Origin of the sequence: Caulobacter sp. Root655 (assembly GCF_001427665.1) — a bacterium.
GTDB lineage: Bacteria > Pseudomonadota > Alphaproteobacteria > Caulobacterales > Caulobacteraceae > Caulobacter.
The window spans coordinates 489,904-514,571 of sequence record NZ_LMHC01000001.1 but is presented as its reverse complement, the minus strand read 5'-3'; the positions used below and the strand labels follow the sequence as shown (position 1 = coordinate 514,571).

Below are 24,668 nucleotides of genomic sequence, written 5' to 3'. Positions count from 1 at the left end.
GGTTCGCGTGAAGAAAACGCGTTAAACCAAAGACTTCTAGGGCGAGGTCGCTTCCTCGAGAAGCGACCTCGCCCTAGCGCAACTGCATGTTCCGGGGGTAGGCTCCACCCATGACCAAGTCCCGCGACTATGACGAAGAGCTGCGCGACCTGCAGCTGGCCCTGATCACCCTGCAACGGCAGGCGATCAAGGAGGGTTGGAAAACCCTGACCCTGTTCGAGGGCCGGGACTCGGCCGGCAAGGACGGGGCCATCGCCCGGGTCACCGAGCACGCCCACCGCCGCGCCACCCGCGTCATCGCCCTGCCCGCGCCCTCCGACCGCGAGCGGAGCGAATGGTACTTCCAGCGCTATGTGAAGGAGCTGCCGGCCGCCGGCGAGGCCGTGGTCTTCAACCGCTCCTGGTACAACCGCGCCGGGGTCGAGCGGGTGATGGGCTTTTCGACCAACGAGCAGCAGGAGCAGTTCCTGCGCGACGTGCCGGCCTTCGAGCTGATGCTGGTGCAGAACGGCCTGCGGCTGACCAAGCTGTGGCTGGATATCGACCGCGAGGAACAGGCCGAGCGCCTGGAGGCTCGCCGCAAGGATCCGCTGAAGGCCTTCAAGGTCAGCGACCTGGACGCCGTGGCCCAGACCAAGTGGGACGACTACTCCAAGGCCCGCGACGAGATGCTGATGCGCACCCACTCGACCCCCGCCCCGTGGGTCTGCGTGCGGGCCAACCACAAGAAGGCCGCGCGGTTGAACATCCTGCGCTGGCTGCTGCACGCGGCCGGGTCGAAGAAGGCGCTGAAGGGCGTGGAGAAGCCCGATCCGGAGGTGATCTTCCCGTTCGAGCCGGCGGCGATCGAGGACGGGCGGCTGGCGAGGTAAGTCCTCCCCCTTTGGGGGAGATGTCGGCGAAGCCGACGGTGGGGGGCGTGTTCGGTCGGTAGCCAGACCTACGATCGAGCCCCCTAAAGCTCCCCCCACCGATCGCTATGCGATCGCCTCCCCCATAGGGGGAGGAATGGTCACTCCACGTCCCATTCGAACGCCTTGTCCAGCCAGTCCCCCAGCCGTCCGTCCGGCCGCGCCAGGGCGGAGATCCGCGCCATCTCCGCGTCCGACAGCGCGAAGTCGAAGATGTCGAAGTTCTCGGCCAGCCGGGCCGGATTCCTGGTGCGCGGAATGGTCACCACGCCCTGCTGGACCTGCCAGCGCAGCGTCACCTGGCCCGGCGTCTTGCCGTGCGCCTCGCCGATCTCGATCAGCACGGGGTCGCCCGCGACCTTGCCCTGGGCCAGGGGCGACCAAGCGGTGATCGAGGCGCCGATCGCCCGCGCCTTGGCGATCAGGGTCTTCTGCGACAGGTAGGGGTGGTACTCGACCTGGTTGGTGGCGATGGGCGCCTCCGACGCCGCCTGGGCCTTGGCCATCAGGCCGGAGGGGAAGTTGGACAGGCCGATGGCCCGGGTCAGGCCGCGGTCGCGCACGTCGTTCAGTGCGGCCATGGTCTCGGCCAGGGCGGGCCTGGGCTTGGGCCAGTGCAGCAGCAGCAGATCGACCTGCGGGACCCTCAGCTTGCGAAGGCTCTCGTCGAGAGACCGCTGCAGGTCGCCATGCGCGAAGTGCTCGACCCAGACCTTGGTGGTCAGGAAGATCTCGGCGCGCGACACGCCGGTGGCCGCCAGGGCCGCGCCGACGTCCTGTTCGTTGCCGTAGATCTGGGCGGTGTCGATGTGGCGGTAGCCCAGTTCCAGGGCCCGCTCGACCAGCGGCTGGGCGCTGCCGTCCTCCAGCTGCCAGGTGCCCAGACCGATGACCGGCATGGCGACGTCGCCCGAGCGGATGTCGGGAATGGAATGCGGCATGGCGGGGCTCCGGAAAGGCTCAGGCGGATATAGGACGCCGCGCCGAGGGCGCCAGCCGCAATTGCAGGTGCTGCAGGCCGGTCATGACCAGGGTCACGACATAGAACCCGGCGGCCATCGCCAGCATGTTGACCAGCACCGCGCCGTAGCCGTGCTTGGCCACGTCGAGGAACGGATAGGGATAGAAGCCGCTGAACGCGCCGTGCAGCAGCGACCAGGCGCCGTACACGGCGGGAAAGACCAGCGCCTTCCAGGCCGTGGACCACCGCGCCGCCTCGCGCGGCGGCGCGATCAGGAAATCCAGCAGGTACAGCGCCGGGGTCACGCTGTGCAGCAGGGTGTCGGCGACCAACTGCGCGCCTTGCGGATTCCAGAGCCCGGCCAGCAGGGTGTGATAGATCGCGGCCGTCACGGCGATGTAGACCGCGACCGCCACCCGGGTTCCGGCCCGCGCCGCCCACCGGCCCAGCGGTGTCGCCGCCGCCAGGACCGACGCGCTCAGCAAGACCCCGACCGCCAGGTTGCTGAGGATCGTGAAGAAGCTGAAAAACCGCACCACGGCCTGGCCCAGCTCCGGTCCCGCCTTGCCGTGGATCATCAGCCAAAGCTGCAGGACGACGCCGCCCCAGACGATTAGGGCCGCGCAAGCTCGCCAGATCTTCATGGTCCGAGACCCTTCCCATCGTGGATTTTCAGCAGCTTCTTCGGCGTCACCTCGCGCCAACGGCGCTCCAGCAGGCGTTGCACCGTGCCGGGATGGACGCGCGACAGGCGGACCAGCACGTAGGGATAATTGCGGTAGTGGTCGGTGACGTAGAAGGTCTCGGGTTCGGCCTCGATCAGCATCTCGCGCTCGTCCGGTCCGACGCCCGGACAGACCAGGGTGTCGCCGTCCTCCTTCAGCCGGGTCAGGAACTTGCCGTGCGCCTTGAGGCAGGCGTAGCCGTACGACGCGCCGTCGGCGACGCCGGGCAGGCTGAACGCGAAGGCGCGCACCTCGTCGAAGGTCATGGTCAAAGATCCAGGGGGTCAAAGATCCATGGGCTGTCCCGCCCGGCACGACTATAGGGAGAAGATGGACGCTGAAAACACCCCCTCTTCGTCAAGCCTGGCTTCACCGGTCCTGGTCCTGGGGGCCACCAGCCTGATCGGCGACTTCCTGCTGGCGCGCCTGAACGCCGCCGGGATCGAGCCGATGGCGCTCAGCCGCCGGCCGCCCAGCGACGACGTCTGCTGGGTGGACGCCGATCTGGCCGACCCAGACCTGGCCGACGAACTGCCGCCGGTCGCCACGGTGTTTTCGCTGTCGCCGATCTGGCTGTTGCCCCAGGCCCTGCCGGCCCTGAAGGCCAGCGGCATGACCCGGCTGGTGGCGTTCTCCTCGACCAGCCGCTTCACCAAGCAGAACTCGCCCGACGCGGCCGAGCGCGGCGTGGCCAAGGCCCTGGCCGACGCCGAGGCCAAGGTCGAGGCGTTCTGCGCCGAGCACGGCGTGGCCTGGACGGTCCTTCGCCCGACCCTGATCTATGTCGAAGGCCGCGACGGCAATGTCAGCCGCCTGGCCAGCCTGATCCAGCGCTTCAAGATCCTGCCGCTGTCGGGACGCGGCGAGGGCCTGCGCCAGCCGGTCCATGCCGAGGACCTGGCGATCGGCGCCCTGGCCGCCGCCGCGTCCCCGGCCGCCCACGACAAGGCCTATGACCTGACCGGCGGCGAGACCCTGACCTACCGGGTGATGGCCCAGCGGGTGTTCGAGGGCCTGGGCCGCCGGCCGGCGATCCTCGGCCTGCCGCCATGGCTGTTTCGCCTGCTGCTGACCCTGGCCAAGCCGTTCTATCCCGGCGCCACGGCGACCATGGGCGACCGCATGGCCCAGGACCTGACCTTCGACGACGCGCCGGCCCGGCGGGATTTTGGGTGGGGGCCCAGGGATTTCCGGCCAAGGTTCTGAGAAGCGGTGCGTCCTTCGAGGCTCGCCTGCGGCTCGCACCTCAGGATGAGGACCGTGGGATGGCTCTGAATTCCTCATCCTGAGGCGCCCGCACAGCGGGCCTCGAAGGACGCACCGCGCCTCAGCCCTCCACGTCGCTCAGCACCATGGCGAACGGAACCTGCGCGCCGTCGCGGTCGACATAGCCGCTGACCAGCTTGTGGTCGGGATTGAGCACGCCCAGGTCGACGTCCTCGGTGGGGAACATCACCACCCGGCGGTCGCCGATGCAGACCAGCAGCTCGTAGCCGTCATGGGCCCGCCGCGACATCGCCTTGAGCCGTGAATAGTAGGGTTCGCGCGTCCACGACGCCGGCTTGCCGGGGTCGACCACCACGTTGAGCCGCTTGCCGTCGTGGTCGGCGTACATCAGGAAGCCCGCGCGATTGGGCCGCCAGGCGTCGTCCAGCTTCTCCGAGGTCAGCCACAGGCAGTGAAAACCCCGGCAGGCGCTGGGCCGGCCGTCATAGTCGCCGCAGCCCGAGCCCTTGCGGAACTTGCCGCACCAGGCGCCGGCCGGCTTGTCCAGTTCGCTGATGTGCAGCACCTTGCAGCACATGCCGCAGTCGCCGCAGGCCTTCGAGGCGGTGGTGTCGGTCATGCCGGGATCTCGCGCACCACGCCGTAGTCGACGTCACGGTCGGGCAGGATCTCGTAGCCCCGCTGTCCGACCAGGACATTGAGGGTCAGACCCCGGGGCGCGCCGCGCGCCGCCCAGGCCTTGAAGGTGTCGTAGAACGGGGCGCGCCGCCAGGCGTCGGGCGAGGCCGGGTCGACCTCGACCACCAGGGCCTGGCCGTCGTTCTCGCGATGCAGGACGAACCGCGCCCGGTCAGGCCGCCAGCGGTCGTCCAGGTTGGGCGCGCGCAGCCAGTAGCAGGAGAAATCGGCGCAGGCCCGGGGCCGCTCGGCATAGATCCCGCAGCCCGCGCCCTTGCGGAAATGGCCGCACCAGACATGCGGCGCCTTGTCGATGGCCTTCACGCCCATCAGCTTGCAGCACATGCCGCAGTCGCCGCAGGTCCTGTCTTGCGCCGCCTCGCCCACCGTCCGTCGCCTCGCAATTCGTCAGGAGACGGATTTATCGACTTTTCGTGACGGTTTTTCGCGCGCACTGACTATCCGCTGGAGCGTGATTTCTCGCTGCTGAATCGCGAGTTCTATCTGCCCGTCTCCCCGGCGAAGGCCGGGGCCCAGGTGAAGCCCACGAGCCGCTCCGGATGAATCTGGGTCCCGGCCTTCGCCGGGAAAACGGCGGTGGAGATGAGGCGCTTCAATAGGAAGCAGACGTGCCTTTCAGCCCTCGCTCCACACCGCCAGCTCGTTGCCGGACGGGTCGGTGAACTGGAAGCGCCGCCCGCCGGGGAAGGCGAAGATCGGCTTGGTGATCGCCGCGCCCGCCGCCGTCACCTTGGCCAGCATGGCCTCCAGGTCGTGGGCGTAGAGCACCACCAGCGGCTTGGCCGGAACGTCCGCCGGGTCGTGGAAAAAGCCGCCGTCCGCGCCCTGGCCCTCGAAGGCCGCGTAGTCGGGCCCATAGTCGGTGAAGGTCCAGCCGAAGGCCTGACCATAGAAGGCCTTGGTGGCCGAAAGGTCGCCGGCGGGCCATTCGATATAGTCGATCTTGCCGTCTTCGCGCATGGTCGAGCCCTTCATTTGTTCTCTTATTGTTCTAGTCCGCGACTAGGGCAGAGTCCAGACGCTGGTGCGCTTGACCGCCATGTCCTCGAGCTCGCGGGTGGTCGGCACCTGGTACTCGGCCAGCTTGGTCAGGCCGTCCTTGGGGAAATAGGCGCGGCCCGGGTCGCCGATCAGCACGGTCGCGCCCGCCGCCCGGCCCTGGGCCAGCCAGGCCATGACCGCTTCCGCCATCGGCCGCTCGTAGCAGATGTCGCCGGCCAGCAGCACGTCGGCAGCTGGCGGCGGGGCGTCCAGCAGGTTGACCTGGGTGAAGCCGATCTCGACGCCGTTGGCCGCCGCGTTGACGCCGATCGCCGCCTCGCAGAACACGTCGATGTCGGCCGCCAGCACGCTGGCCGCGCCCGCCTTCATGACCGCGATCGCCACCAGCCCCGAGCCGCTGGCGAAATCGATCACCCGCTTGCCCGCCACGATCTCGGGATTGTCGAGGATGTAGCGCGCCAGGGCCTGGCCGCCCGCCCAGGCGAAGGCCCAGAACGGCGGCGGCAGGCCGATCTCGGCCAGGGCCTCCTCGGTCAGCTTCCAGATCGGGGTGATCTCGTCGGCGAGGTGCAGCTGGAGTTCGGGCGTGTGCGGCGGGGGCTGAAGCCGGGTGTTCTCGAGGATGAAGGCGCGGCGGCCGGCGAGGGTGGCTTCGATCATGGCCGCCTTAGAGCATCGCGACCGTCTCGACGCGAGGCCTTAGGCCGGCGCTCTGCTGGACGCCGCCTTCAGCACCGACAGATAGCCCGGCGCCGTGAGCATGGTCCCGGTCAGGCCCTTGTTCACCAGCAGCCGGTGCGCCTTGGGCAGGTTCCAGCACGGCATGTGCATGAACAGGTGATGCTCGGCGTGGAAGTTGACGTGGTAGGGCGCGATCAGCGCCCGCTCGATCCAGTTGGCGCCGGTGGTGCGGGCGTGGCGGAACGGGTCGGGCTCGTCCTTGGCCACCAGGGCGTGTTCGGCGATGTTGCGCAGCCGGGTGACCAGCGGGAACCAGGTCGCCATCGGCACGATCCACAGGGCCAGCCAGGCCCACCACAGGCCCACGGCGCTCAGCCCCACCAGCAGACCCAGATTCCACAGCAGGAACGGCTTCTGGCGCGCGACCTCGCCGCTGAAGATCGCGCCCCTGGGCTGGTCGCTCTTCAGCTTCCCGAAGAACGGTCCGAACCGCTGCTTGAAGAAGGTCTGGCCGGTCAGGTCGCGGATGATCTTGCGGCGCAGCGAGGCCCGGGTGGTCGGGAACGGGGCCGACAGCACCAAGTCCGGGTCCTCGGCCTGCTGGGCGAACTTGTGGTGGGTCAGGTGATAGGGCCGGTACTTGGCCAGCGACGCGCCGGTCGGGGCCGCGCACAGCCATTCGCCGACCCAGTCATTGACCTTGAGGTCGGGGTGCAGCCCGCCATGCGCCGCCTCGTGCATCAGGATGGCCAGGCCCAGCTGGCGGGCCCCGATCAGCATCACCGCCAGCAGGTAGGTCAGCGGGTTGGGCCAGATCACGAACAGGGCGCCGGCGGCGATGATCACCGCCCAGGCATGGGCCACCAGGGCCAGCCCGATCCAGCGCGAACGCGCCGAAAGCGGCGCCCATTCGGCGGGCGTGAACAGCTCCGAGGGTTTGACGCGGGATGCTACGGCCATGGGCCCATCATGCCACATTCAGCTTGCGGCTTACAGGATGACGCGGCGTAACCGTCTGGAGACACCCATGAAAATGCTTCTGGCCGCCCTGGCGCTGGCCTTCGTCGCCGGTGCGGCCCAAGCCGCCAGCTTCGACTGCGACCGGGCCCGAAGCCCCGACGAGAAGGCGATCTGCGCGAACCTGGCGCTGAACGACAAGGATGTGCGGATGGCGGTGCTCTACGACATCAACCGCAAGACCATGGGCATGGGCGCCCGCGGCGCCCTGGAGGACCAGCAGCGCCAGTGGCTGCGCGACCGCCGGGGCTGCGGGGCCCAGCGCGCCTGCCTCAACCGGTCGTATGATCGCCGGCTGGGCGAGCTGGAGCGGAGCCTGGAGCGGGTCTATCGCAACGGGCCGTTCTGACCGCCTCTTCCGCTCCACTCTTTCGTTGTCATCCCGGGCGGAGCGAAGCGCAGACCCGGGACCCAGGGGCCATGCGCACCGCCCCTGGGTCCCGGACAGCCTCTGCGAGGCTTCCGGGATGACAACCGTGGGGGCGTCAAAAAAGCCCCCTAGAACCCCGCCGGCTTCCACATCCCCGCCACCAGGGCCAGGAACAGCACGAACCCCGCATGGGTGTTGGACTTGAACAGGGCCAGCGCCCCGGCCGGGTCATCCAGCCGCAGGCGGGCGGCCTGACGCGACAGGTGGACGGCCAGCAGCGCCGCCAACGGCAGGAACAGCGGCCCGACGTTCCCGGCCCAGGCGGCGGCGATCACCAGCACGAAACAGGCGGCGTAGAAGGCCAGCACGCCCCTCGGCGCGGCCTCGCCCAGCCGGCGGGCCGACGACTTCACCCCGGCCAGGGCGTCGTCCTCGAGGTCCTGCACCGCGTAGATCGTGTCGTAGCCCAGGGTCCAGAAGATGCCGGAGGCGTAGAGCAGCACGGCGGCCCAGGTCAGGCCGTGGGTGGCGGCGGCGTAGCCCAGCAGCGCGCCCCAGTTGAAGGTCAGGCCCAGCCAGGCCTGTGGCCACCAGGTGATGCGCTTCATGAACGGATAGGCCGCCACCAGGCCCAGCGACAGCACGCCCAGGCCCACCGCCAGCCAGCCCAGGGTCAGCAGGATGCAGAGGCTGACCAGGCAGCAGCCGACCACGAAGCCCCAGGCCTGCCTGACGCTGATCAGCCCGGCCGGGATGGGCCGCATGGCCGTGCGGCTGACCTGGGCGTCGAAGTCGCGGTCGACGATGTCGTTGAAGGCGCAGCCGGCCGCCCGCATCAGGGCCGCGCCGACGAAGAAGGCGACCAGCAGCCACGGGTTGGGCCATTGCCCCTTGCCGGCCGCCGCCAGGGCGATGCCCTGCCAGCCGGGCAGCATCAGCAGCCAGATCCCCGCCGGCCGGTCGAACCGTCCCAGCTTCAGCCACGGCCGCAAGGGTGGCGGCGCATGGCGATCGACCCAGTTGCCGGCGGCGGCGTCGGGCAGGATGGCGGTGGCGGTGTCGCTCATGGGCATGGCTTAGCGCCCTTCTCCTCGCCGGCAAAGCGGGGCGATCGCATGACCCCCGATCCAAAAACCCCTTCATCCCGGACCCGGCGCATAGAGCTTTCCGATCTCGTTCCAAAGAACGATCAATTGGATCGATCTCGCCGTGACGATCAAGGTGAAGCCATCGAAGCGACGGATGCGACAAATGACCCGGAACACCCTGATCACCCCCTTCGGCGGGCCCGCCAAGGTCATCGACCGCATCGAAGCCTGGAGCCTGCTGGCCCTGGGCCTGGCCGCCGGCGCCGTCGCGCCCCACCCAGTGACCACCGCGCTGTGGACCGCCGCCGCGCGGGCGTTCGTCCGGGCCGGCGACGTCAGCATGGTCGAGCGCCTGACCTCGGGCACGAAGTTCGGGCCGCGGATCAAGGCGGGGCTGCGGGGGCGGACGTCGAGCCACCTGCGGTTCGCTTGAGCGCGGCGAGCTCCTCCCCCTGTGGGGGAGGCGATCGCGTAGCGATCGGTGGGGGGAGTTTGGGATCGTCGATCCAGGCTGTGGCGGTCGGCCGATCACTCCCCCCACCGTCGGCTGCGCCGACACCTCCCCCACAGAGGGAGGACTTGAGCACCTCAGAGGTAGCGAACCCTCACGTGATCGCCCACATTCACCCTCAATGACCAACCTCCCCCGCCCGCCCCGAAAACCCCTGTCCCGCCCCGTGCGCTGGACGCTGGACGGCCTGGGCGGCGGGTTGCTGGCGATCGGCGCGGTGGGCGTCGTGACGCCCGGCCTGCCGACCACGGTGTTCTGGATCGGCGCGGTGCTGTGTTTCCTGAAGACCCGGCCCCACGCGGTGCGGCCGCTGCTGCGCACCCCCGTCATCGGGCCGGCGATCCGCTGGTACTTGCGGTGGCGTCCGTTTGGCGGGTCGAAAAACAAGCGCTAAGCGCCTATCTACCCCCCACCATGAGCGACGCATTCGAAGACGAGGACGACACCGGCCGCCGCCGCGCCCTGAGCAATGCTCGCGTGCTGGGCTTCATCGCGCGCTTCTGGCTGCGCCGCAAAGGCCTGTTCATCGCCGGCGTCGGCCTGACCCTGCTGGCCATCGCCTTCGACCTGGCCCTGCCCTGGGCCTCGGGCAAGCTGATCGACACGGTTTCGCGCGGCCCCGCCGCCCTGCCCTCGGCCTGGTCGGCCTGGGCGTGGTTCGTCGGCGTCTATCTGGGCTTCTCGCTGATCCGCAACCTGGCCATGCGGTTCTGGATTCCGCTGGCCGCCCGCAACATGGAGGAGATGACCAACGAGGGTTACGTCCGCGTCCAGGCCTTCTCGTCCGACTGGCACGCCGACAGCTTCGCCGGCGCGACGGTGCGCAAGCTGACCCGCGCGATGTGGGGCTACGACTCGGTGACCGACGCGGTGACCATCTGGCTGGCCCCCAGCCTGATCGTGCTGGTCGGGCTGTCGGTGATGCTGCTGCTGCGCCAGCCCATGGCCGGGATCGTGGCCCTGGTGGTGGTCGCCGCCTATGTCACCGTCAACGTCGTGGTCACCACCCGCTATGTGCGGCCCGCCAACCTGAGGTCCAACGCCCTGGATTCGAAGATCGGCGCCAGCCTGGCCGACGCCGTGACCTCCAACCCGACGGTCAAGAGCTTCGGGGCCGAGGCCCGCGAGAGCGTTCGCGTCGCCGAAGTCACCGCCGCCTGGCGCGAGGCGGTGATGGTCACCTGGCACAAGTTCACCAATGTCTGGCTGGGCCAGAACCTGCTGCTGGTCGTGCTGCAAGGCGGGCTGACGGCGGCGATGATCCACGCCTGGAGCCAGGGCCAGGCGACGCCCGGCGACGTGGCCTTCGCCATCACCGCCTTCATGCTGATGAGCGGCTACCTGCGCAACATGGGCGAGAACATCCGCATGCTGCAGAAGGGCCTGGACGACACCGAGGACCTGGCCGCCTGGGAGCACCTGGCGCCACAGATCGCCGACGCGCCCGGCGCCCCGGACTTCCAGCCCAGTACGGGCCCGGGGGGCCACGGCAGGATCGTCTTCGAGGACGTCACCTTCCGCTACAAGGCGGCGGGCGCGCCGCTGTACGACCACTTCTCGCTGACCATCGCGCCGGGCGAGCGGGTGGCGCTGGTCGGGCCGACGGGCTCGGGCAAGTCGACCTTCGTCAAGCTGGTGCAGCGCCTGCACGACCTGCAGGGCGGCCGCATCGTCATCGACGGCCAGGACGTGGCCGGCGTGACCCAGGGCAGCCTGCGCCGCGCCATCGCCGTGGTGCCGCAGGACCCGGCCCTGTTCCACCGCTCGCTGCGCGACAACATCGCCTATGGCCGGCCGGACGCCACCGACGCCGAGGTGATCGCCGCGGCGACCAAGGCCCGCGCCCACGACTTCATCCTCAAGCTGCCCCAGGGCTACGACACCCTGGTGGGCGAGCGCGGCATCAAGCTGTCGGGCGGCGAGCGCCAGCGCGTGGCCATCGCCCGCGCCTTCCTGACCGACGCCCCGATCCTGGTGCTGGACGAGGCCACCTCCTCGCTCGACGTCGAGACCGAGGGCCAGGTCCAGGAAGCCGCCGAGGCCCTGATGGCCGGCCGCACCACCATCGTCATCGCCCACCGCCTGTCGACCGTGCGCGGCGCCGACCGCATCCTGGTGTTCCAGAACGGCCGGGTGGTCGAGGAAGGGCGGCACGGGGAGTTGAAGGCGGCGGGCGGGGTGTATGCGCGGCTGAACGCGGTGAGCGAGGGCGTGGGTTAGCGCTCCACCGAACCTGTCACGACGATGCGTTCGACCACGCAATCGGGTGGAGGCGGCACCAGGCGCAGGCTGCGCCCACCGATCACCACATCCTTGAGGTCCGGAGGCGGTGGGGCCATGCGCGGCGGAATCGCTCCCAGCTTCGCCCGGAAATCGTCGTCAACGCAGGAAGGCGCGGTGACCGCGATCTTGATCCAGCGCCGATCTGCGCCCTGCCGGTAGACCTCGAACACCGATCCATCGTTGACCAGCACCTCGGCCACGCCATCGCCGTTCGTGTCCAGCATGACGATGTCACAATCGCCTCCTGCCGCAGCGCATGTCAGCCAGTTGTCACCTATCCAGTCCTGCTTGACGAAGCTTTCGGGGAGGACGGCGCCGGCGGGATAGACGTGCGCGTTCGCAAAGGGCTTTCCGGACAACTTCGCCGCTTGATAGGACGGCGCGTTCCAAGCCTTGCCGGCAAGCTCCGCGATCGTGACGTCTCGATCCTTGCCAAGCGCGACCAACGCATCGCGGCCGACTCGTCCACCATTGAAGCGCAGGAATGCGAAATCGAAGTCGTCTGGCTTCACCTTGCCCGCGTGCAGCCGCTTGACCTGGTTTTCCACCGACAGCCGCCGAGGATCCGCCACCGGCGTGCACAGGGCCAGCAGCACGGCGATGACGACAAAGGCCATGGCGATGTTGGTCGCCTCCAGCGTCCGCATCCAGGCGCCCGGCCGCACGGCGGCGGTCGCATAGCCGACCGCGTAACCCGCCGCGACCAGCACGCAGGCCCCGGCGATGATCCGGTCGGGGCTGAGACCGTACTGGCCGATGCGCAAGCTGAGGCCATAGGCGGCCAGCACGGTGATCGGGACCAGCAGCACCCCGGCCAGCCGCGCGGCCCATTTCAGCACCACGGCGGTCGTCTCGGTCCCGTCCTGGTAGGCGGCGTTGGCCAGCAGGATCAGGAAGGCGTCGGCGGTCAGCAGGATGGCCGTGGCGCTCTTGGTTTTCCACAGCGGCTCCAGGCCCGTGAACGGCAGGGTCAGCAGGAAGGCGGCGGCGATCAGGGCCATCAGCGGCAGCAGCCAGGCCAGCAGGGTCAACACGACCGTGCGCACCCCGCGCACCAGATTGGCCCGCACGTCGGTCAGTTGCACGGCGGCGGCGAACACCACGGCGGTGGCGGGGAAGATGAACCACTCGTGCCGGATCAGCTTTTCGATGGCGTCGACCCCGATCAGCTTGAACAGGGCCGCGGCCAGGAACAGCAGCAGCCAGAAGGCCCCAGTGAAGCCCAGCGACAGCACCGCCTGCACGCCGTGCTTCCAGGTGACGTCGAAATAGGTGGGATAGCGGGCGATGCGCCGCCGCTCCACGTCGGCCGGCTCGACCAGGTGATGGCCGATGAAGATCAAGGCGGCGATGGCGAAGAAGGTCTGCGGCCCCAGGCCATCGACGCCCTTGGCGGCGGGGTCGCCGCTCCAGACGCCATAGGCGCCGAGGCCGGCGGCGACGAGCGCGGCGACGCCCTTCCAGACCGCCAGGGTGCGAAAGCGCAGGGCCGAGACGCCGGCCAGCACCACGAACGGCGCGAACAGGAAGACCATCAGCAGGGCCGCGTACAGCTCGCGCTGGGTGGCCGGCCAGACCTTGGACTTGTCGGCCTGGTAGAGGCCGTACAGCAGCAGGCCCTGGGCCAGGCCGGTGGCCAGGCGGATGATCGTCGCGCGGCGCGCGGCGCGCGGATCGGGGGTTTCGGACGCGGCGTCGGTCATCGGCGTTGTTCTCGTGCAACCCTCGAAGGATCGCGGCCACAGGATCACGCCCGGCGAGCGGCGCCTAGGGTCGAGCTTGCGGGGCCGCCGGACCTTGCTCTACGAAGGAGCGGTCCGCACGGGGAGCTTCCGGCCTTGACGATGACCCCTCTGCCCCGGACGCCGGAGTATCGCGACGTCGATCCCGCGCGGTTCCGCGCCGAGATCCTGCCTGCCGGCCAGCCCGCGATCCTCAAGGGCCTGGTCACCGATTGGCCCGCCGTGGCGGCCGGCCGCCGATCGGACGAGGCGCTGGTCGCCTATCTTGGCGGTCTCGACACCGGCGCCCCGGTCACCGTGCTGAGCGGCGGCGCCGAGATCGACGGGCGGTTCTTCTACAGCGACGACCTGGGCGGCCTGAACTTCCAGCGCGACGAGATGCCGTTGGCCAGGGTGCTGGGCGCGCTGCTCGAGTTGCGACCCGTCGCCAGGCCGCCGGCGATCGCCGTGCAATCGACGCCAACGACGGGGCAACTGCCGGGCTTCGCCGAGGCCAATCGACTGGCCCTGGTCGACCCCAAGGTCGGGCCGCGCATCTGGATCGGCAACGCCATCACCACCGCCACCCATTTCGACATGAGCCACAACATCGCCTGCGCGGTGGCCGGGCGGCGGCGCTTCACCCTGTTTCCACCGGACCAGTTGAAGAACCTCTATCTGGGGCCATTCGACTTCACCCCGGCGGGGCCGCCCGTCAGCATGGTGGACCTCGCCAGGCCCGACCTGGACCGCTACCCCAACTTCCCGTCGGCCCTGGCGGCGGCGCAGGTGGCCGAGCTGGAGCCGGGGGACGCGATCTACATCCCCTATTGCTGGTTCCACAACGTCGAGTCGCTCGACCCCTTCACCGTGCTGATCAATTACTGGTGGAACGAGGCCCCGGCCCTGCTGAGCCCGCCGCTGGTGGCCCTGGTGCACGCCCTGGCCAGCGTGCGCGGCCTGCCGCCCGGCGAGCGCGAGGTCTGGCGCGGGATGTTCGACCATTTCGTGTTCCAGACCAACGGCGACCCAATGGCCCATATTCCGCCCGACAAGCGCGGCTCGCTGGGCGAAATGACGCCCGAGCGCCTGGCCAGTCTTCGCGCTGTCCTGCTCCAGGCGTTCAGCTCGCCGTAGCCAGTCCGAAAAAAACGGTTAGGTTCCGCGCCGTTCAGGAGTCCCGCATGGCCTATCGCTCGCTTCGCGAATTCATCGACGTCCTCGAGGCGAAAGGCGAGCTGGTACGGGTCACCGAGCCGGTCTCGACCGTGCTGGAGATGACCGAGATCCAGACACGACTGCTGGCCACCGGCGGGCCGGCGGTGCTGTTCGAGAACGTCATCCTGCCCGACGGCTCGCGCTCGCCGATGCCGGCCCTGGCCAACCTGTTCGGCACGGTCAAGCGCGTGGCCATGGGAGTCACCCTGGGCGGCGAGCCGCGCACCACGGCCGGCGAGCTGCGCGAGGTCGGCGAACTGCTGGCCTTCCTGCGCCAGCCCCAGCCGCCCAAGGGCCTGAAGGACGCCCTCGACATGCTGCCCCTGGCCAGGACCGTGATGGCCATGCGGCCGGGCACGGTGAAGAAGGCCCCGGTGCAGGAGGTGGTGCTGACCGGCGATCAGATCGATCTGTCCAAGCTGCCCGTCCAGACCTGCTGGCCCGGCGAGCCGGCCCCGCTGATCACCTGGCCGCTGGTGGTCACCAAGGGCCCGGGCAAGGACCGCGAGGACGACTTCAACCTGGGCATCTACCGCATGCAGGTGATCGGCAAGGACCGCTGCATCATGCGCTGGCTGGCCCATCGCGGCGGGGCCCAGCACTACGCGCGGCACAAGAAGGCCGGTAACCGCGACCCCCTGCCCGCCTGCGCCGTGCTGGGCGCCGATCCCGGCACCATCCTGGCCGCCGTGACCCCGGTGCCGGACACGCTCTCGGAGTATCAATTCGCGGGCCTGCTGCGCGGCGCTAAGGTCGACCTCGTACCGGCCAAGACCGTGCCGCTGATGGTCCCGGCTCACGCCGAGATCGTCATCGAGGGCCACGTCCTGCTCGACGAATACGCCGACGAGGGCCCCTACGGCGACCACACCGGCTACTACAACAGCGTCGAGAAGTTCCCGGTCTTCCAGGTGACGGCGATCACCATGCGCAAGGACCCGATCTACCTGACCACCTTCACCGGCCGGCCGCCGGACGAACCGTCCGTACTCGGAGAAGCGCTGAACGAGGTGTTCATCCCGCTGATCCGCCAGCAGTTCCCCGAGATCGTCGACTTCTGGCTGCCGCCCGAGGGCTGCAGCTATCGCATCGCCGTGGTGTCGATGAAGAAGGCCTATCCGGGCCACGCCAAGCGGGTGATGCTGGGCGTCTGGAGCTATCTGCGCCAGTTCATGTACACCAAGTGGGTGATCGTCGTGGACCACGACATCAACGCCCGCGACTGGAAGGACGTGATGTGGGCGATCAGCACCAAGATGGACCCGGCCCGGGACATCACGGTGATCGAGAACACTCCGATCGACTATCTCGACTTCGCCAGTCCCGAGAGCGGCCTGGGGTCGAAGATCGGCCTGGACGCCACCGACAAGCTGCCGCCCGAGACCCACCGCGAATGGGGCGAGGAGATCCGCATGGACCAGACGGTGATCGACGCGGTCAGCGAGAAATGGGCGCGGCTGGGGCTGCCGGGGGACGGCAAGCCGATCTGGAAGTAGGGGACGATCATGCGAGCAGCGACATTTGTAGGCCGCCTTCAACAGGTGGTGGAGCTTCGCTATCGAGCCGGCGGTCAGGACGTCCTGCTCGGATCCACAAGCGCCCAATCTACGGCTGCTCCGCTTCACGATCTTCTGTGAGCGATCTGGCAGATCTATGGCCCAGACGGTATAACTCTGGTCCAACGGAGACGGCGTCATGCAAACCTCGCTGCGCAAGATCGGCAGTTCGGCCGGCGTCGTGCTTCCCAAGCCCTTCCTCGCCAGCATAGGCGCGGAGACCGGCGACGCCGTGGACGTGACCTTGGAAGACGGCCGCATCGTCATCGTTGCGGTCGGTGCCGCGCCGAGAAAGCATCCCCGCGAGGGTTGGGCCGAGGAAGCCAGGGCCATGGCCGAGGCGGGCCTGACCGAGGAAGAACGCGAGTGGCTCGAAGCGCCACTTTCCACTGAGACCGACGCCAAGCTGGAATGGTGACACGGGACGGACAACGTTCCTCCCCCCGTGGGGGAGGCGGCGCGAAGGCGCCGGTGGGGGGAGTCGACCCACATCAGCAAACGCCCCCCTCCGTCGGCTGCGCCGACACCTCCCCCACGGGGGGAGGACTTGGTTTGTGCACCGCCGTGACCAGCACGTAGCTGAGCAGCATCAGCAGGTACCAGGCGCCCAGCTTGCCGATCGACACCATGCGCCAGCCGTCCCTCTGGCTGGGATAGGCCCAGGCGCCGGCCAGGGTGCCGAGGTTCTCGGCGAACCAGATGAACAGCGCCACCAGGACGAAGCCCAGCAGCAGCGGCATGCGGCGCGGCGTCCGGTCGGGTGTGAACACCACCCAGGTCCGGCCGAACAGCACCACCGAGGCCGCGAACAGGCCGATCCGGATGTCGGGCCCGTAGTGATGGGTGAAGAAGTTCAGATAGGCCAGGATCGCCAGGACCCAGGTGGTCCAGATCGGCGGATAGCCCACGAACCGAAAGTCCATCAGCCGCCAGATCCGGGCGATATAGCTGCCGATGCAGGCGTACATGAAACCGGAAAACAGCGGCACGCCGCCGATCCGCAACAGGCTGGGCTCGGGATAGATCCACGAGCCGTGGGCGGTCTTGAACACCTCCATCACCGTGCCGACGACGTGGAAGACCAGGATCACCACGGCCTCGTCCCAGCGCTCCAGCTTCAGGGCCAGCAGGGCGACCTGGATGGCGAGCGCGGCGACCACCAGGAAATCGTAACGGGCTAACGGCGCCCCCCTCGGCCACAGCAGGAACGTTCCGACGATCAGGGCCAGCATCAGCCCGCCGAACAGGCAGGCCCAGGCCTGCTTGAGGCCAAACAGCAGGAACTCGTAGACCCAGCCGTTGAATCGCGAGCGCTCCGCCCAGGGCCGCGTCCGGCCGTCCAGGTCCGCGACCCGGCCCTTGATCCAGTCTTTGACCCTAGCCTGGACGGGGGCGCCGGCGCCATATGTCGCACCATGACCGCCTCCCCGCTCTTCCCCCCCGCCCCCGACACCACCGCGCTGGAGCGCGGCGCCGCGATCGCCCCGCGCTTCGACGCCAACGGCCTGGTCGCCGCCATCGCCCAGCACGCCGACACCGGCGAGATCCTGATGTTCGCCTGGATGAACGATGAAGCCCTGAAGCTGACCCTCGACACCGGGATCGCCCACTATTTCAGCCGTTCTCGCGACAGCCTCTGGAAGAAGGGCGAGACCAGCGGCCAGCTGCAGGTCGTCACCGAGCTGCGCATCGACTGCGACCAGGACGCCGTGCTGATCAAGGTCCGCCCGCAAGGCGACGGGGGCGCCTGCCACGTGGGCTTCCGTTCGTGCTTCTACCGGGTGTGGGAGAATGGCGCCTTGGTGGAGCGCGAGGCGTAGGGCTTCCTTCATCGCGCCAGGCTGAATGGTCGGTGTCCAGCGGGCGCCGAAGCGATTTGCAGAAAGGGAGGAGATCGCCAGATGACCATACTGCTCTTCCTGGCCAGCGTCGGGTTCGGGCTGGGCGGCGCCGTGGGCTTGCTGGCCAACGCCTTCTGGCTGCAGGGCCGCTTCGATGAACTTCAGTTGCGCGGCACGCCGCTTGAGTATCTGCCCGCCCAACGCCTGCATTTGCCTTCAACGGCAGGTTGGTTGTTCACCGCCTGTCATCGCAAGATCGCCGACCCGCGGATCACCCGCGCCACGATGCGAGCCAGGGCATGCTTCCTGTTGGCTCTTATCGCAGCCGCTGTTTATGTCAGCCTCCTGGCCCCTGGCCCCACGGATTGGTGACCCACTCCCTCACCCTTCGAGGCGCGATCCGATGACCACCGCCCAGGCCCTGATCGCCTTCAGCCTCGCCGCCGGCCTGCTGACCATCACCCCGGGCCTCGACACCGCCCTGGTGCTACGCACGGCCGCCGCCGAGGGCTGGCGGCGGGCGACGGCGGTCGCCGTGGGGATCGGCCTGGGCTGCCTGGCCTGGGGCGCGGCGGCGGCGTTCGGGGCCGGAGCGCTGCTGGTCGCCTCGCACGCCGCCTATACCGCGCTGAAATGGGCGGGCGCCGCCTATCTGGTCTGGCTGGGGATCAATCTGCTGCGCAGGCCGCGCGCCAGCTTCGACACCGGGGCCGATGGGGCGTCGCCGGCCGGCGGCCTCGGCGCGGCCCTGGCCAAGGGCTTCTGGAACAACCTGCTGAACCCCAAGGTCGGGGTGTTCTACGTGTCGTTCCTGCCGCAGTTCGTCCCGACCGGCGCCAGCCCGGCCGCCTTCGGCCTGCTGCTGGCTTCGATCCACGTGGTCATGGGCCTGGCCTGGGCCGGCGGCCTGATCCTGGCCACCGCCCCGATCGCCAAGGCTTTGCGCAAGCCCGGCGTGGTCAAGTGGCTGGACCGGGTGACCGGCGGGGTGTTCGTGGCGTTCGGCGTGCGGATCGCCCTGGAACGGCGCTAGGGTCGCTGGAGGCTTCGCAAGTAGGCCTGGAACATGTCGGCCATGGCGTCGCTGTAGGCCGCGATCTCGGCCTCGGTTCTCGGCGTCTCCGAGAACGCCTTGCCCACCTGGCTGAGCGTGGCCTTGATCAGGTCGCCGGCCAGAATCCGCAGGGTCTCCGGGGTTTCGGGCAGCACCTCGCGCAGGAAGCCCTGGACGATGTCGGCGCCCGCCGCCTTGGCGTCCTGGGCCTCGGGCGCGTCGCGATAGAGCGGAGCGGCGTCGTTGAGCGCCACGCGCATTTCGGCTTCCTCGCATTCGGAGCGGATGAAGGCGTGGACCAGGGTGCGCAACCGCTCGAACGGCGGGCGCTCGACGTCCTCGAGGATGGCGCGCAGCAGATGGGTGGTCTGGCGCCATTCGTCGCTCTGCAGCCGGAACAGGATCGCGGCCTTGTTCGGGAAGTACTGATAGACCGACCCGACGCTGACCCCGGCCTTCTCGGCGACCCGCGCCGTGGTGAAGCGCCCCGCGCCCTCCTTGGCCAAAACCTGAACAGCGGCCTCCAGAATGGCGGAAACGAGTTCGGTCGAGCGAGCCTGGCGAGGCTGTTTTCGCGAGGAAATCCGGGGGCTTGGGCGTTCGGTCATCGGGGCCTGGGGCGATGCGAATAGTCAATCTGACGAATTAGTCGCATTTTTCGAGGCGGCGCAAGGACGCGCCTTTCAGACCGGAATTTCCCATGAACACCCTGACCACCGCCCCGGTGGCGCCCCTGCTGGATCGTCTGTTCGAGGAGGCCGACGCCGCCTCGCCGATGAACAGTCCCCTGGCGGCGGCCCTGTCGGTCGAACAGCATCGGCGCCTGATGCAGAGCAAGACCGACTATCTCGACTTCTACAGCCAGATGAAGGACTTCCCGCTGGCCGTCTCGCGAGAGACGGGCCTGCTGCTCTACATGCTGGCCCGCGGCTGCGGCGCCCGGACGATTGTCGAGTTCGGGACCTCGTTCGGCGTCTCGACCCTCTACCTGGCCGCGGCCCTGCGCGACAACGGCGGCGGCGTGCTGATCACCAGCGAGTTCGAGCCGTCCAAGGTGGAGCGGGCCCGGGGCAACCTGACGGCCGGCGGCCTGATCGACCTGGTCGAGATCCGCCAAGGCGACGCCCTGGAGACCCTGGCCGTCGATCTTCCCGAGACGATCGACCTGCTGCTGCTGGACGGCGCCAAGGCGCTGTATCCCGAGATCCTGGGCCTGGTGGAAAGCCGCCTGCGGCCGGGCGCCCTGATCGTCGCCGACAACGCCGACTACAGCCCCGAATACCTGGCGCGCGTCCGCTCGCCGGCGGAAGGCTACCTGTCCACGCCGTTCGCCGAGGACGTCGAGCTGTCCATGCGGATCGGCTGAGGGCCGCGGTTGAAGTCCATCTTCATGTTGTCATCCCGGAAGCCTCGCAGAGGCTGTCCGGGATGACACCCGGCTTTAGCCCTCAAGCTTCCGCCAACGCCTTGACCCCGCCGCCGTCGCCCGGTGTCACCACGAACCGCTTGAGCACCCGGGTGTCATAGGTGGGGGCCAGGATGGTCGACACGGCGATCAGCTCGCCCGTCGCCCGGCCGTGCTCGAGGGTCAGCAGCAGGAAGCCCTTGGCGCCCTGGTCGGTGAACTTCACTTCCTTGTTGCGGGCGACATAGGCCGCGCTGATAGGCGCGCCCGGCAGGTAGTCGCTATAGCCGGGCGAGGTCACCGAGGTGACGCCGAACTCGGCCGCCACGCGGCTGGTCCCCGCGTCGTCCCACAGCTCGTTGGCCCAGAAGGCGTGGCTGTCGCCGGCCAGCACGATCGGCCGGGCCTTGCCGGCCTTGAAGATGTCGTAGACCCGCGCCCGGTCGGCCGGATAGCCGTCCCAGGCGTCGAGGTTGCCGGGAACGTCTAGCGCCGACAGCGACCGGCCCTGCTCGACCGCTTTGGCGACATAGTCCGGCAGCTTGGTCAGCATCGCGCCGTAGGCCTCGGGGCCCATGGTCGCCTTGAGGTCGGGGCTGGCGACCCGCGCCATCACCACCTGGTTGCCCAGCACCTGCCAGGCCACGCCGCCCTTGACCGAGGCGTCGATCTCGCGGGCCAGCCACTGCTCCTGGCCCTCGCCCATCATCCGGTGGGTCGGGTCGTTCAGCCTGGCGCGGAAGGCGGCGACGTCGGGCTTGCCGTCCTTGCCCGCCAGGTCGCGGCCGTAGTCCAGCTGGTGGGTGCGGGCGGTCAGCCGGGTCTCGGTCATCATCAGGGTGGCGACGTCGCCGAACTGGAAGCGCCGCCAGGCGGCTTCCGGCAGGGCGCCGGGCGCGACCTCGCGGATCGGCATCCACTCGTAATAGGCCTTCAGGGCCGCGGCCTTGCGCGTGGCCCAGTCGCCCTCCCCCTTTGGCCCGGAGCCGGGCTGATGGTTCTCGGCCCCGCCGATCCAGCTGTTGTCGGCGGTCTCGTGGTCGTCCCAGACCACGATCCACGGCGCGCGGGCGTGGGCCGCCTGCAGGGCGGGGTCGGTCTTGTATTGGGCGTGACGGCGGCGGTAGTCGGCCAGGCTGAGGATCTCACGCGGCGGATCGGGGAGGCGGGTCTTGGCGGTCGGCGAGGCCATGCCGTAGTCGTCGGCCGCCGCGCCGTACTCGTAGATATAGTCGCCCAGGTGCAGCACCGCGTCGACGCGCGGCAGCCTGGCGATGGCGTCATAGGCGTTGAAATAGCCGGCCGGATAGAGGGCGCAGGACACCACAGCCAGCACGGCGTCCTTCGTCGGGCCGACCGGGAGGGTGCGGGTGCGGCCGGTGATCGGCTTTCCCGTCGGCTTGCCGTTCACGGTCTGGCGGAAGCGGTAGAAATAGTCCGTGGCCGGTTTCAGGCCGACGACGTCGACCTTGACCGTGTGGTCGCGGGCGGCGTCGGCGGTGGCGCGGCCCTGTTTGACGATGGTCTTGAAGGCCGCGTCGGTCGCCACGTCCCAGCGCACGCCGACCGACGCCTTGGCGCCCGGCGCGGTGACCCGGGTCCACAGGATCACCCGGTCCTGCAACGGGTCGCCCGAGGCCACGCCGTGCTCGAAGGTCGCCGGTCCGGCGTGCAACCCCTTGGGCGAGGCGGCCATGGCCTGGCCCGCCGCGCCGACGCCGCCCAGGCCGAAAAGGGCCAGGGCCCTGCGTCGATCGATGGTCATGGTCATCTCCCCAGGGAGCCACTGCGCGGCTTGGTCTTCTGGTGCGTTACCGGCGGGACACAACAGGAGCGTGACGCCGGCGCAAATACAAGACGGGAACGGACGGAAAGCGCGGACGCCGGGGGACACGCGCGTGCGCGCATCCCCAGTCCAGTCCTACCGCCGGATCGACACCGACACCCCGAAGAACCGAGGCTCGCCGGCGATGAAGGTGGCGATGCCGAACGCGTCGCCGGTGTTGCCCGCGTCCTTGATATAGTCCTGGTCGAACAGATTGGTCACGAAGGCCTCATACTTCACCGTGCCGCCATCAGGCTGGTAGGACGCCCGCAGGTTGGCCAGGCCGAAGGCCTTCTGCCGCTCGTTCTGCACCGTGTCCTTGATGACGCCGGTGGTGGTCTGCAGGGCCGGGATGTCGTTGTTGTTGTCGAAGAACTGGGCCGACTGCCAGGTATAGGTCGGCACGAAGGTGAAGCGGCCGCCCAGCGCCGTCTTCGACAGACTGGCGCCGATCGACAGCGAATGGTCGGGCGATAGGCGGAAGCGGTTGCCCTCGAACAGGCCCGAGCCGAACCGGGCGTGGCTGTAGCCGTAGGTGGCGAACACCGAGGCCTCGGGCGTGGCCTGGAAGGTGGCCTGCCCCTCGAAGCCGGTCGACTTGGCCTCGCCGGCGTTGGCCGAGATGATCTGGCTGGGATTGCTGGGGTTGCGGATGCTGGTCTGGAAGTTGCTGTAGTCGTAGCGATAGACCGCGCCTTCCAGGGTCAGGCGATTGTCCAGCAGCGCGCCCTTGGCCCCGACCTCGTAGGAGGTGACCTCTTCGGCGGCGACTTCGCGGAAGTTCACCGCGCCGTTGGGAACCGAGGGCGCGCCCGCCGAGATCACCTTGGGACGACGGCCGGTCGACACCGAGCCGTAGATGTTGATGTTCTGGGTGGCGGCGTAACGAGCGACCAGACGATAGGTCGCGCCAGAGTCGGTGAAGCCGCGATACTGGGCCAGGCCGCCGGCCGTGGGTTGCACGATCAGACCGCGCGCCCCCGCGGTGGGCGAGCTGCCGCCCAGCACCGACGGGCCGTTGATCGAGGCCGCGTAGCCGCTTTCCTTGTCATCGTAGGTGTAGCGAACGCCCGCCGCCAGTTCGAGCTTGTCCGTGGCGTGGTAGGTGACGTCGCCGAACAGGTCGTAGGACTTGGTCTTGCCGAAGTTGGTCGACTCCTCCAGGTGGTTGGCCGGCAGGGCGGCCGGAGTCACGGCGACGATCGTCGGCAGCGGCAAGCCGTTGGGGAAGGGCAGCTTCCCGGTCAGAAACAGAGCCCCGACCTTCTCGTTGATCAGCAGCGGCACGCGCTGCGAGCCGTCTTCCCAGAAATAGCTGACGCCGCCGAAGGCGCTGATCCTGCCGCCGGCGTCGTAGTTGAGGCGGAACTCCTGGCTGGCCGACTTGCCCTGCGCGTCCTCGGCGAAGGTGAACAGCGGCAGCGAGAAGCCGTCCGGATCGAACACCTCCTCGCCGGTGAAGTAGCGATAGGCCGAGATCGAGTTGAGGGTCAGGCTGTCGCTGAGCTTGTAGCTGGCCAGGCCGGTCAGGCTCCACAGGCGCCGGTTCAGGCCCAGCTTCTGGTCGTTCTCGAAACCGGCCACGGTCGACAGCGCCGCGCCGGAATTGCGACCCAGGTCGCCGATCACCGCGCCGGTGGTCGGGTTGGTCGGCAGATAGGTCAGCGACTTGAACGAGGTGCCCGACGGATTGTCGGTCTCGTAGTTGTAGATCACGTCCAGCTTGAAGCGGTCGCCCGGGGCGTAGTTGATCGCCAGGCGCACCGCCTTGGTGTCGGTCGAATTGAAGTCCTCGCCGCCCAGCAGGTTCTTCACATAGCCGTCGCGCTGCTTGACGCGGCCCGACAGGCGGACGGCCAGGCTGTCGGTCAGCGGCATGTTGATCATGCCCTCGCCCATCCAGTAGCCGTTGTCGCCGGCCTCGAGCTTGGCGTTCCAGTCCTGGCCCTGCCGGGCCTTGGCCTGGATGATGTTGACGGCGCCGATCAGCGCGCCTCGACCGTAAAGGGTCGACTGCGGTCCCTTGGCCACCTCGACCCGCTCCAGGTCGAACAGTTCGGTGTAGGAGCCGCGCGATTTCGAGACCGAAACCCCGTCCTGGTAGACCGACACCCGCGGCTCGTTGGTGGCCTCGCCGGAATCCGATGTGATGCCGCGCATCACGAAGCCCGGATTGTTCGGCGACTGGTTCTGGACGTCGAAGCCCGGCACGAACTGGCCCAGTTCCTCGAACTCCTGGATGCCCAACTTCTCCAGCATCGCGCCCGAATAGGCGGTCAGGGCGATGGGCACGTCGAGGGTCTTCTGCTCGCGCTTCTGGGCGGTGACGATGACCTGTTCGACCTGACCGTCCAAAGGTCCGTCGGCCGGTCCGGCGGCGGCCGGGGCGAAGTCGGCGGCGTGGGCCAGTCCGGCGGAGAGGGCCAGGCCGCTGACGGCGGTCATGAGCAAGGTGGTGCGGAACGCGCGCATCGACTATCCCCTTCGTACGCAAGGCTTTGAACCTGAGCCGTTAGGCGTGGGCGATGTCGCCGACGCGACATCCCCGTGACGGAGCCGTGAAGACGACCTTG

At 68.8% G+C, this 24,668-nt stretch carries 27 protein-coding genes; 13 read left to right on the top strand and 14 right to left on the bottom strand.

Annotated features, from left to right (window positions below):
* The first annotated feature begins 110 nt into the window (after positions 1-110).
* Positions 111-872 carry a polyphosphate kinase 2 gene (gene ppk2 / locus ASD79_RS02375; RefSeq protein WP_056719443.1) on the top strand — a complete coding sequence of 254 codons (762 nt, stop codon included), beginning with the start codon at positions 111-113 and terminating at the stop codon, positions 870-872.
* A 140-nt stretch (positions 873-1,012) separates the two neighbouring features.
* Here the strand turns inward: ppk2 and ASD79_RS02370 are convergent, their stop codons facing one another.
* From ASD79_RS02370 to ASD79_RS02360, 3 genes are read right to left on the bottom strand one after another with little or no spacing between them, the layout of a single operon-like run.
* Entirely contained in the window at positions 1,013-1,852 is an 840-nt protein-coding gene (locus ASD79_RS02370; protein ID WP_056719442.1) for an aldo/keto reductase, read from the bottom strand.
* 19 nt (positions 1,853-1,871) lie between these two features.
* Entirely contained in the window at positions 1,872-2,516 is a 645-nt protein-coding gene (locus ASD79_RS02365; RefSeq protein ID WP_056719441.1) for a Pr6Pr family membrane protein, read from the bottom strand.
* The gene (locus tag ASD79_RS02360; protein WP_156400322.1) at positions 2,513-2,863 is read right to left on the bottom strand and encodes an MmcQ/YjbR family DNA-binding protein; all 351 of its coding nucleotides are present in this window, start codon (positions 2,861-2,863) and stop codon (positions 2,513-2,515) included. The genes ASD79_RS02365 and ASD79_RS02360 overlap by 4 nt, the downstream gene beginning before the upstream one ends.
* 64 nt (positions 2,864-2,927) lie before the next feature.
* Here ASD79_RS02360 and ASD79_RS02355 point away from each other — a divergent pair, with 64 nt between their 5' ends.
* On the top strand, positions 2,928-3,803 hold the full coding sequence (locus tag ASD79_RS02355) for an SDR family oxidoreductase (RefSeq protein WP_056719439.1): 876 nt from the start codon (positions 2,928-2,930) through the stop codon (positions 3,801-3,803).
* Positions 3,804-3,924: 121 nt separating this feature from the next.
* On the opposite strand, the gene ASD79_RS02350 is transcribed toward ASD79_RS02355, so the two are convergent.
* From ASD79_RS02350 to ASD79_RS02330, 5 genes are all read right to left on the bottom strand, one after another.
* Positions 3,925-4,443 (bottom strand): hypothetical protein, encoded by a 519-nt coding sequence (locus ASD79_RS02350; RefSeq protein ID WP_056719438.1) that lies wholly within the window; start codon positions 4,441-4,443, stop codon positions 3,925-3,927.
* Positions 4,440-4,889 carry a hypothetical protein gene (locus ASD79_RS02345; RefSeq protein ID WP_056719437.1) on the bottom strand — a complete coding sequence of 150 codons (450 nt, stop codon included), beginning with the start codon at positions 4,887-4,889 and terminating at the stop codon, positions 4,440-4,442. The genes ASD79_RS02350 and ASD79_RS02345 overlap by 4 nt, the downstream gene beginning before the upstream one ends.
* A gap of 249 nt (positions 4,890-5,138) precedes the next feature.
* The gene (locus ASD79_RS02340; protein WP_056719863.1) at positions 5,139-5,483 is read right to left on the bottom strand and encodes a VOC family protein; all 345 of its coding nucleotides are present in this window, start codon (positions 5,481-5,483) and stop codon (positions 5,139-5,141) included.
* A 42-nt stretch (positions 5,484-5,525) separates the two neighbouring features.
* Positions 5,526-6,185 (bottom strand): methyltransferase, encoded by a 660-nt coding sequence (locus ASD79_RS02335; RefSeq protein WP_056719436.1) that lies wholly within the window; start codon positions 6,183-6,185, stop codon positions 5,526-5,528.
* 39 nt (positions 6,186-6,224) lie between these two features.
* Positions 6,225-7,166 (bottom strand): fatty acid desaturase family protein, encoded by a 942-nt coding sequence (locus ASD79_RS02330; protein WP_156400321.1) that lies wholly within the window; start codon positions 7,164-7,166, stop codon positions 6,225-6,227.
* A gap of 67 nt (positions 7,167-7,233) precedes the next feature.
* Here ASD79_RS02330 and ASD79_RS02325 point away from each other — a divergent pair, with 67 nt between their 5' ends.
* Positions 7,234-7,572 carry a lysozyme inhibitor LprI family protein gene (locus tag ASD79_RS02325; RefSeq protein ID WP_056719434.1) on the top strand — a complete coding sequence of 113 codons (339 nt, stop codon included), beginning with the start codon at positions 7,234-7,236 and terminating at the stop codon, positions 7,570-7,572.
* Between the two features lie 149 nt (positions 7,573-7,721).
* Here the strand turns inward: ASD79_RS02325 and ubiA are convergent, their stop codons facing one another.
* Entirely contained in the window at positions 7,722-8,666 is a 945-nt protein-coding gene (gene ubiA / locus ASD79_RS02320; RefSeq protein ID WP_200952264.1) for a 4-hydroxybenzoate octaprenyltransferase, read from the bottom strand.
* Positions 8,667-8,844: 178 nt separating this feature from the next.
* Between ubiA and ASD79_RS02315 the strand changes: the two genes are divergently transcribed.
* The 3 genes from ASD79_RS02315 (at position 8,845) to ASD79_RS02305 (ending at position 11,412) form a co-directional block, all read left to right on the top strand.
* The gene (locus ASD79_RS02315) at positions 8,845-9,114 is read left to right on the top strand and encodes a hypothetical protein (protein ID WP_056719432.1); all 270 of its coding nucleotides are present in this window, start codon (positions 8,845-8,847) and stop codon (positions 9,112-9,114) included.
* Positions 9,115-9,358: 244 nt separating this feature from the next.
* Positions 9,359-9,586 (top strand): DUF454 family protein, encoded by a 228-nt coding sequence (locus tag ASD79_RS02310; RefSeq protein WP_235524301.1) that lies wholly within the window; start codon positions 9,359-9,361, stop codon positions 9,584-9,586.
* Positions 9,587-9,606: 20 nt separating this feature from the next.
* Entirely contained in the window at positions 9,607-11,412 is a 1,806-nt protein-coding gene (locus tag ASD79_RS02305; RefSeq protein ID WP_056719430.1) for an ABC transporter ATP-binding protein, read from the top strand.
* Here the strand turns inward: ASD79_RS02305 and ASD79_RS02300 are convergent.
* The gene (locus ASD79_RS02300; protein WP_056719429.1) at positions 11,409-13,178 is read right to left on the bottom strand and encodes a DUF4153 domain-containing protein; all 1,770 of its coding nucleotides are present in this window, start codon (positions 13,176-13,178) and stop codon (positions 11,409-11,411) included. The two genes, ASD79_RS02305 and ASD79_RS02300, sit on opposite strands and share 4 nt — an antisense overlap.
* 141 nt (positions 13,179-13,319) lie before the next feature.
* Between ASD79_RS02300 and ASD79_RS02295 the strand changes: the two genes are divergently transcribed.
* The 3 genes from ASD79_RS02295 (at position 13,320) to ASD79_RS02285 (ending at position 16,388) form a co-directional block, all read left to right on the top strand.
* On the top strand, positions 13,320-14,333 hold the full coding sequence (locus ASD79_RS02295; protein WP_056719428.1) for a cupin-like domain-containing protein: 1,014 nt from the start codon (positions 13,320-13,322) through the stop codon (positions 14,331-14,333).
* Between the two features lie 47 nt (positions 14,334-14,380).
* A complete protein-coding gene (locus ASD79_RS02290) occupies positions 14,381-15,910 on the top strand; it encodes a UbiD family decarboxylase (RefSeq protein WP_056719427.1) in 1,530 nt (509 codons plus the stop codon).
* Positions 15,911-16,109: 199 nt separating this feature from the next.
* The gene (locus tag ASD79_RS02285; RefSeq protein ID WP_056719426.1) at positions 16,110-16,388 is read left to right on the top strand and encodes an AbrB/MazE/SpoVT family DNA-binding domain-containing protein; all 279 of its coding nucleotides are present in this window, start codon (positions 16,110-16,112) and stop codon (positions 16,386-16,388) included.
* Between the two features lie 73 nt (positions 16,389-16,461).
* Here ASD79_RS02285 and ASD79_RS02280 read toward each other — a convergent pair whose 3' ends face one another.
* Positions 16,462-17,334, bottom strand: coding sequence for a DUF817 domain-containing protein (locus tag ASD79_RS02280; protein WP_056719862.1), 873 nt, complete (start codon positions 17,332-17,334; stop codon positions 16,462-16,464).
* 51 nt (positions 17,335-17,385) lie between these two features.
* Between ASD79_RS02280 and hisI the strand changes: the two genes are divergently transcribed.
* From hisI to ASD79_RS02265, 3 genes are all read left to right on the top strand, one after another.
* Positions 17,386-17,790: a phosphoribosyl-AMP cyclohydrolase gene (gene hisI, locus ASD79_RS02275; protein ID WP_056719425.1), complete on the top strand. Its 405-nt coding sequence runs from the start codon at positions 17,386-17,388 to the stop codon at positions 17,788-17,790.
* Between the two features lie 81 nt (positions 17,791-17,871).
* Positions 17,872-18,183, top strand: a complete 312-nt coding sequence (locus ASD79_RS02270) for a hypothetical protein (RefSeq protein WP_056719424.1) — start codon at positions 17,872-17,874, stop codon at positions 18,181-18,183.
* A 31-nt stretch (positions 18,184-18,214) separates the two neighbouring features.
* Positions 18,215-18,844 (top strand): LysE family translocator, encoded by a 630-nt coding sequence (locus ASD79_RS02265; RefSeq protein ID WP_056719423.1) that lies wholly within the window; start codon positions 18,215-18,217, stop codon positions 18,842-18,844.
* Here the strand turns inward: ASD79_RS02265 and ASD79_RS02260 are convergent.
* Positions 18,841-19,473, bottom strand: coding sequence for a TetR family transcriptional regulator (locus ASD79_RS02260; RefSeq protein WP_056719422.1), 633 nt, complete (start codon positions 19,471-19,473; stop codon positions 18,841-18,843). The two genes, ASD79_RS02265 and ASD79_RS02260, sit on opposite strands and share 4 nt — an antisense overlap.
* A 92-nt stretch (positions 19,474-19,565) precedes the next feature.
* Here ASD79_RS02260 and ASD79_RS02255 point away from each other — a divergent pair, with 92 nt between their 5' ends.
* Positions 19,566-20,231 carry an O-methyltransferase gene (locus ASD79_RS02255; RefSeq protein WP_056719421.1) on the top strand — a complete coding sequence of 222 codons (666 nt, stop codon included), beginning with the start codon at positions 19,566-19,568 and terminating at the stop codon, positions 20,229-20,231.
* 82 nt (positions 20,232-20,313) lie between these two features.
* Here the strand turns inward: ASD79_RS02255 and ASD79_RS02250 are convergent, their stop codons facing one another.
* Together ASD79_RS02250 and ASD79_RS02245 are read right to left on the bottom strand one after the other, a co-directional pair.
* On the bottom strand, positions 20,314-22,035 hold the full coding sequence (locus ASD79_RS02250; RefSeq protein WP_056719861.1) for an alkaline phosphatase: 1,722 nt from the start codon (positions 22,033-22,035) through the stop codon (positions 20,314-20,316).
* Positions 22,036-22,191: 156 nt separating this feature from the next.
* Entirely contained in the window at positions 22,192-24,567 is a 2,376-nt protein-coding gene (locus ASD79_RS02245; protein WP_056719420.1) for a TonB-dependent receptor, read from the bottom strand.
* Positions 24,568-24,668: the final 101 nt, after the last annotated feature.

Bases quoted from the DNA above. Each gene is read 5' to 3' on its own strand.
- ppk2 (WP_056719443.1), top strand. From the start codon at position 111: ATGACCAAGTCCCGCGACTATGACGAAGAGCTGCGCGACCTGCAGCTG.
- ASD79_RS02370 (WP_056719442.1), bottom strand. From the start codon at position 1,852: ATGCCGCATTCCATTCCCGACATCCGCTCGGGCGACGTCGCCATGCCG.
- ASD79_RS02365 (WP_056719441.1), bottom strand. From the start codon at position 2,516: ATGAAGATCTGGCGAGCTTGCGCGGCCCTAATCGTCTGGGGCGGCGTC.
- ASD79_RS02360 (WP_156400322.1), bottom strand. From the start codon at position 2,863: ATGACCTTCGACGAGGTGCGCGCCTTCGCGTTCAGCCTGCCCGGCGTC.
- ASD79_RS02355 (WP_056719439.1), top strand. From the start codon at position 2,928: ATGGACGCTGAAAACACCCCCTCTTCGTCAAGCCTGGCTTCACCGGTC.
- ASD79_RS02350 (WP_056719438.1), bottom strand. From the start codon at position 4,443: ATGACCGACACCACCGCCTCGAAGGCCTGCGGCGACTGCGGCATGTGC.
- ASD79_RS02340 (WP_056719863.1), bottom strand. From the start codon at position 5,483: ATGCGCGAAGACGGCAAGATCGACTATATCGAATGGCCCGCCGGCGAC.
- ASD79_RS02335 (WP_056719436.1), bottom strand. From the start codon at position 6,185: ATGATCGAAGCCACCCTCGCCGGCCGCCGCGCCTTCATCCTCGAGAAC.
- ASD79_RS02330 (WP_156400321.1), bottom strand. From the start codon at position 7,166: ATGGCCGTAGCATCCCGCGTCAAACCCTCGGAGCTGTTCACGCCCGCC.
- ASD79_RS02325 (WP_056719434.1), top strand. From the start codon at position 7,234: ATGAAAATGCTTCTGGCCGCCCTGGCGCTGGCCTTCGTCGCCGGTGCG.
- ubiA (WP_200952264.1), bottom strand. From the start codon at position 8,666: ATGCCCATGAGCGACACCGCCACCGCCATCCTGCCCGACGCCGCCGCC.
- ASD79_RS02315 (WP_056719432.1), top strand. From the start codon at position 8,845: ATGACCCGGAACACCCTGATCACCCCCTTCGGCGGGCCCGCCAAGGTC.
- ASD79_RS02305 (WP_056719430.1), top strand. From the start codon at position 9,607: ATGAGCGACGCATTCGAAGACGAGGACGACACCGGCCGCCGCCGCGCC.
- ASD79_RS02300 (WP_056719429.1), bottom strand. From the start codon at position 13,178: ATGACCGACGCCGCGTCCGAAACCCCCGATCCGCGCGCCGCGCGCCGC.
- ASD79_RS02295 (WP_056719428.1), top strand. From the start codon at position 13,320: ATGACCCCTCTGCCCCGGACGCCGGAGTATCGCGACGTCGATCCCGCG.
- ASD79_RS02290 (WP_056719427.1), top strand. From the start codon at position 14,381: ATGGCCTATCGCTCGCTTCGCGAATTCATCGACGTCCTCGAGGCGAAA.
- ASD79_RS02285 (WP_056719426.1), top strand. From the start codon at position 16,110: ATGCAAACCTCGCTGCGCAAGATCGGCAGTTCGGCCGGCGTCGTGCTT.
- hisI (WP_056719425.1), top strand. From the start codon at position 17,386: ATGACCGCCTCCCCGCTCTTCCCCCCCGCCCCCGACACCACCGCGCTG.
- ASD79_RS02270 (WP_056719424.1), top strand. From the start codon at position 17,872: ATGACCATACTGCTCTTCCTGGCCAGCGTCGGGTTCGGGCTGGGCGGC.
- ASD79_RS02265 (WP_056719423.1), top strand. From the start codon at position 18,215: ATGACCACCGCCCAGGCCCTGATCGCCTTCAGCCTCGCCGCCGGCCTG.
- ASD79_RS02260 (WP_056719422.1), bottom strand. From the start codon at position 19,473: ATGACCGAACGCCCAAGCCCCCGGATTTCCTCGCGAAAACAGCCTCGC.
- ASD79_RS02255 (WP_056719421.1), top strand. From the start codon at position 19,566: ATGAACACCCTGACCACCGCCCCGGTGGCGCCCCTGCTGGATCGTCTG.
- ASD79_RS02250 (WP_056719861.1), bottom strand. From the start codon at position 22,035: ATGACCATCGATCGACGCAGGGCCCTGGCCCTTTTCGGCCTGGGCGGC.
- ASD79_RS02245 (WP_056719420.1), bottom strand. From the start codon at position 24,567: ATGCGCGCGTTCCGCACCACCTTGCTCATGACCGCCGTCAGCGGCCTG.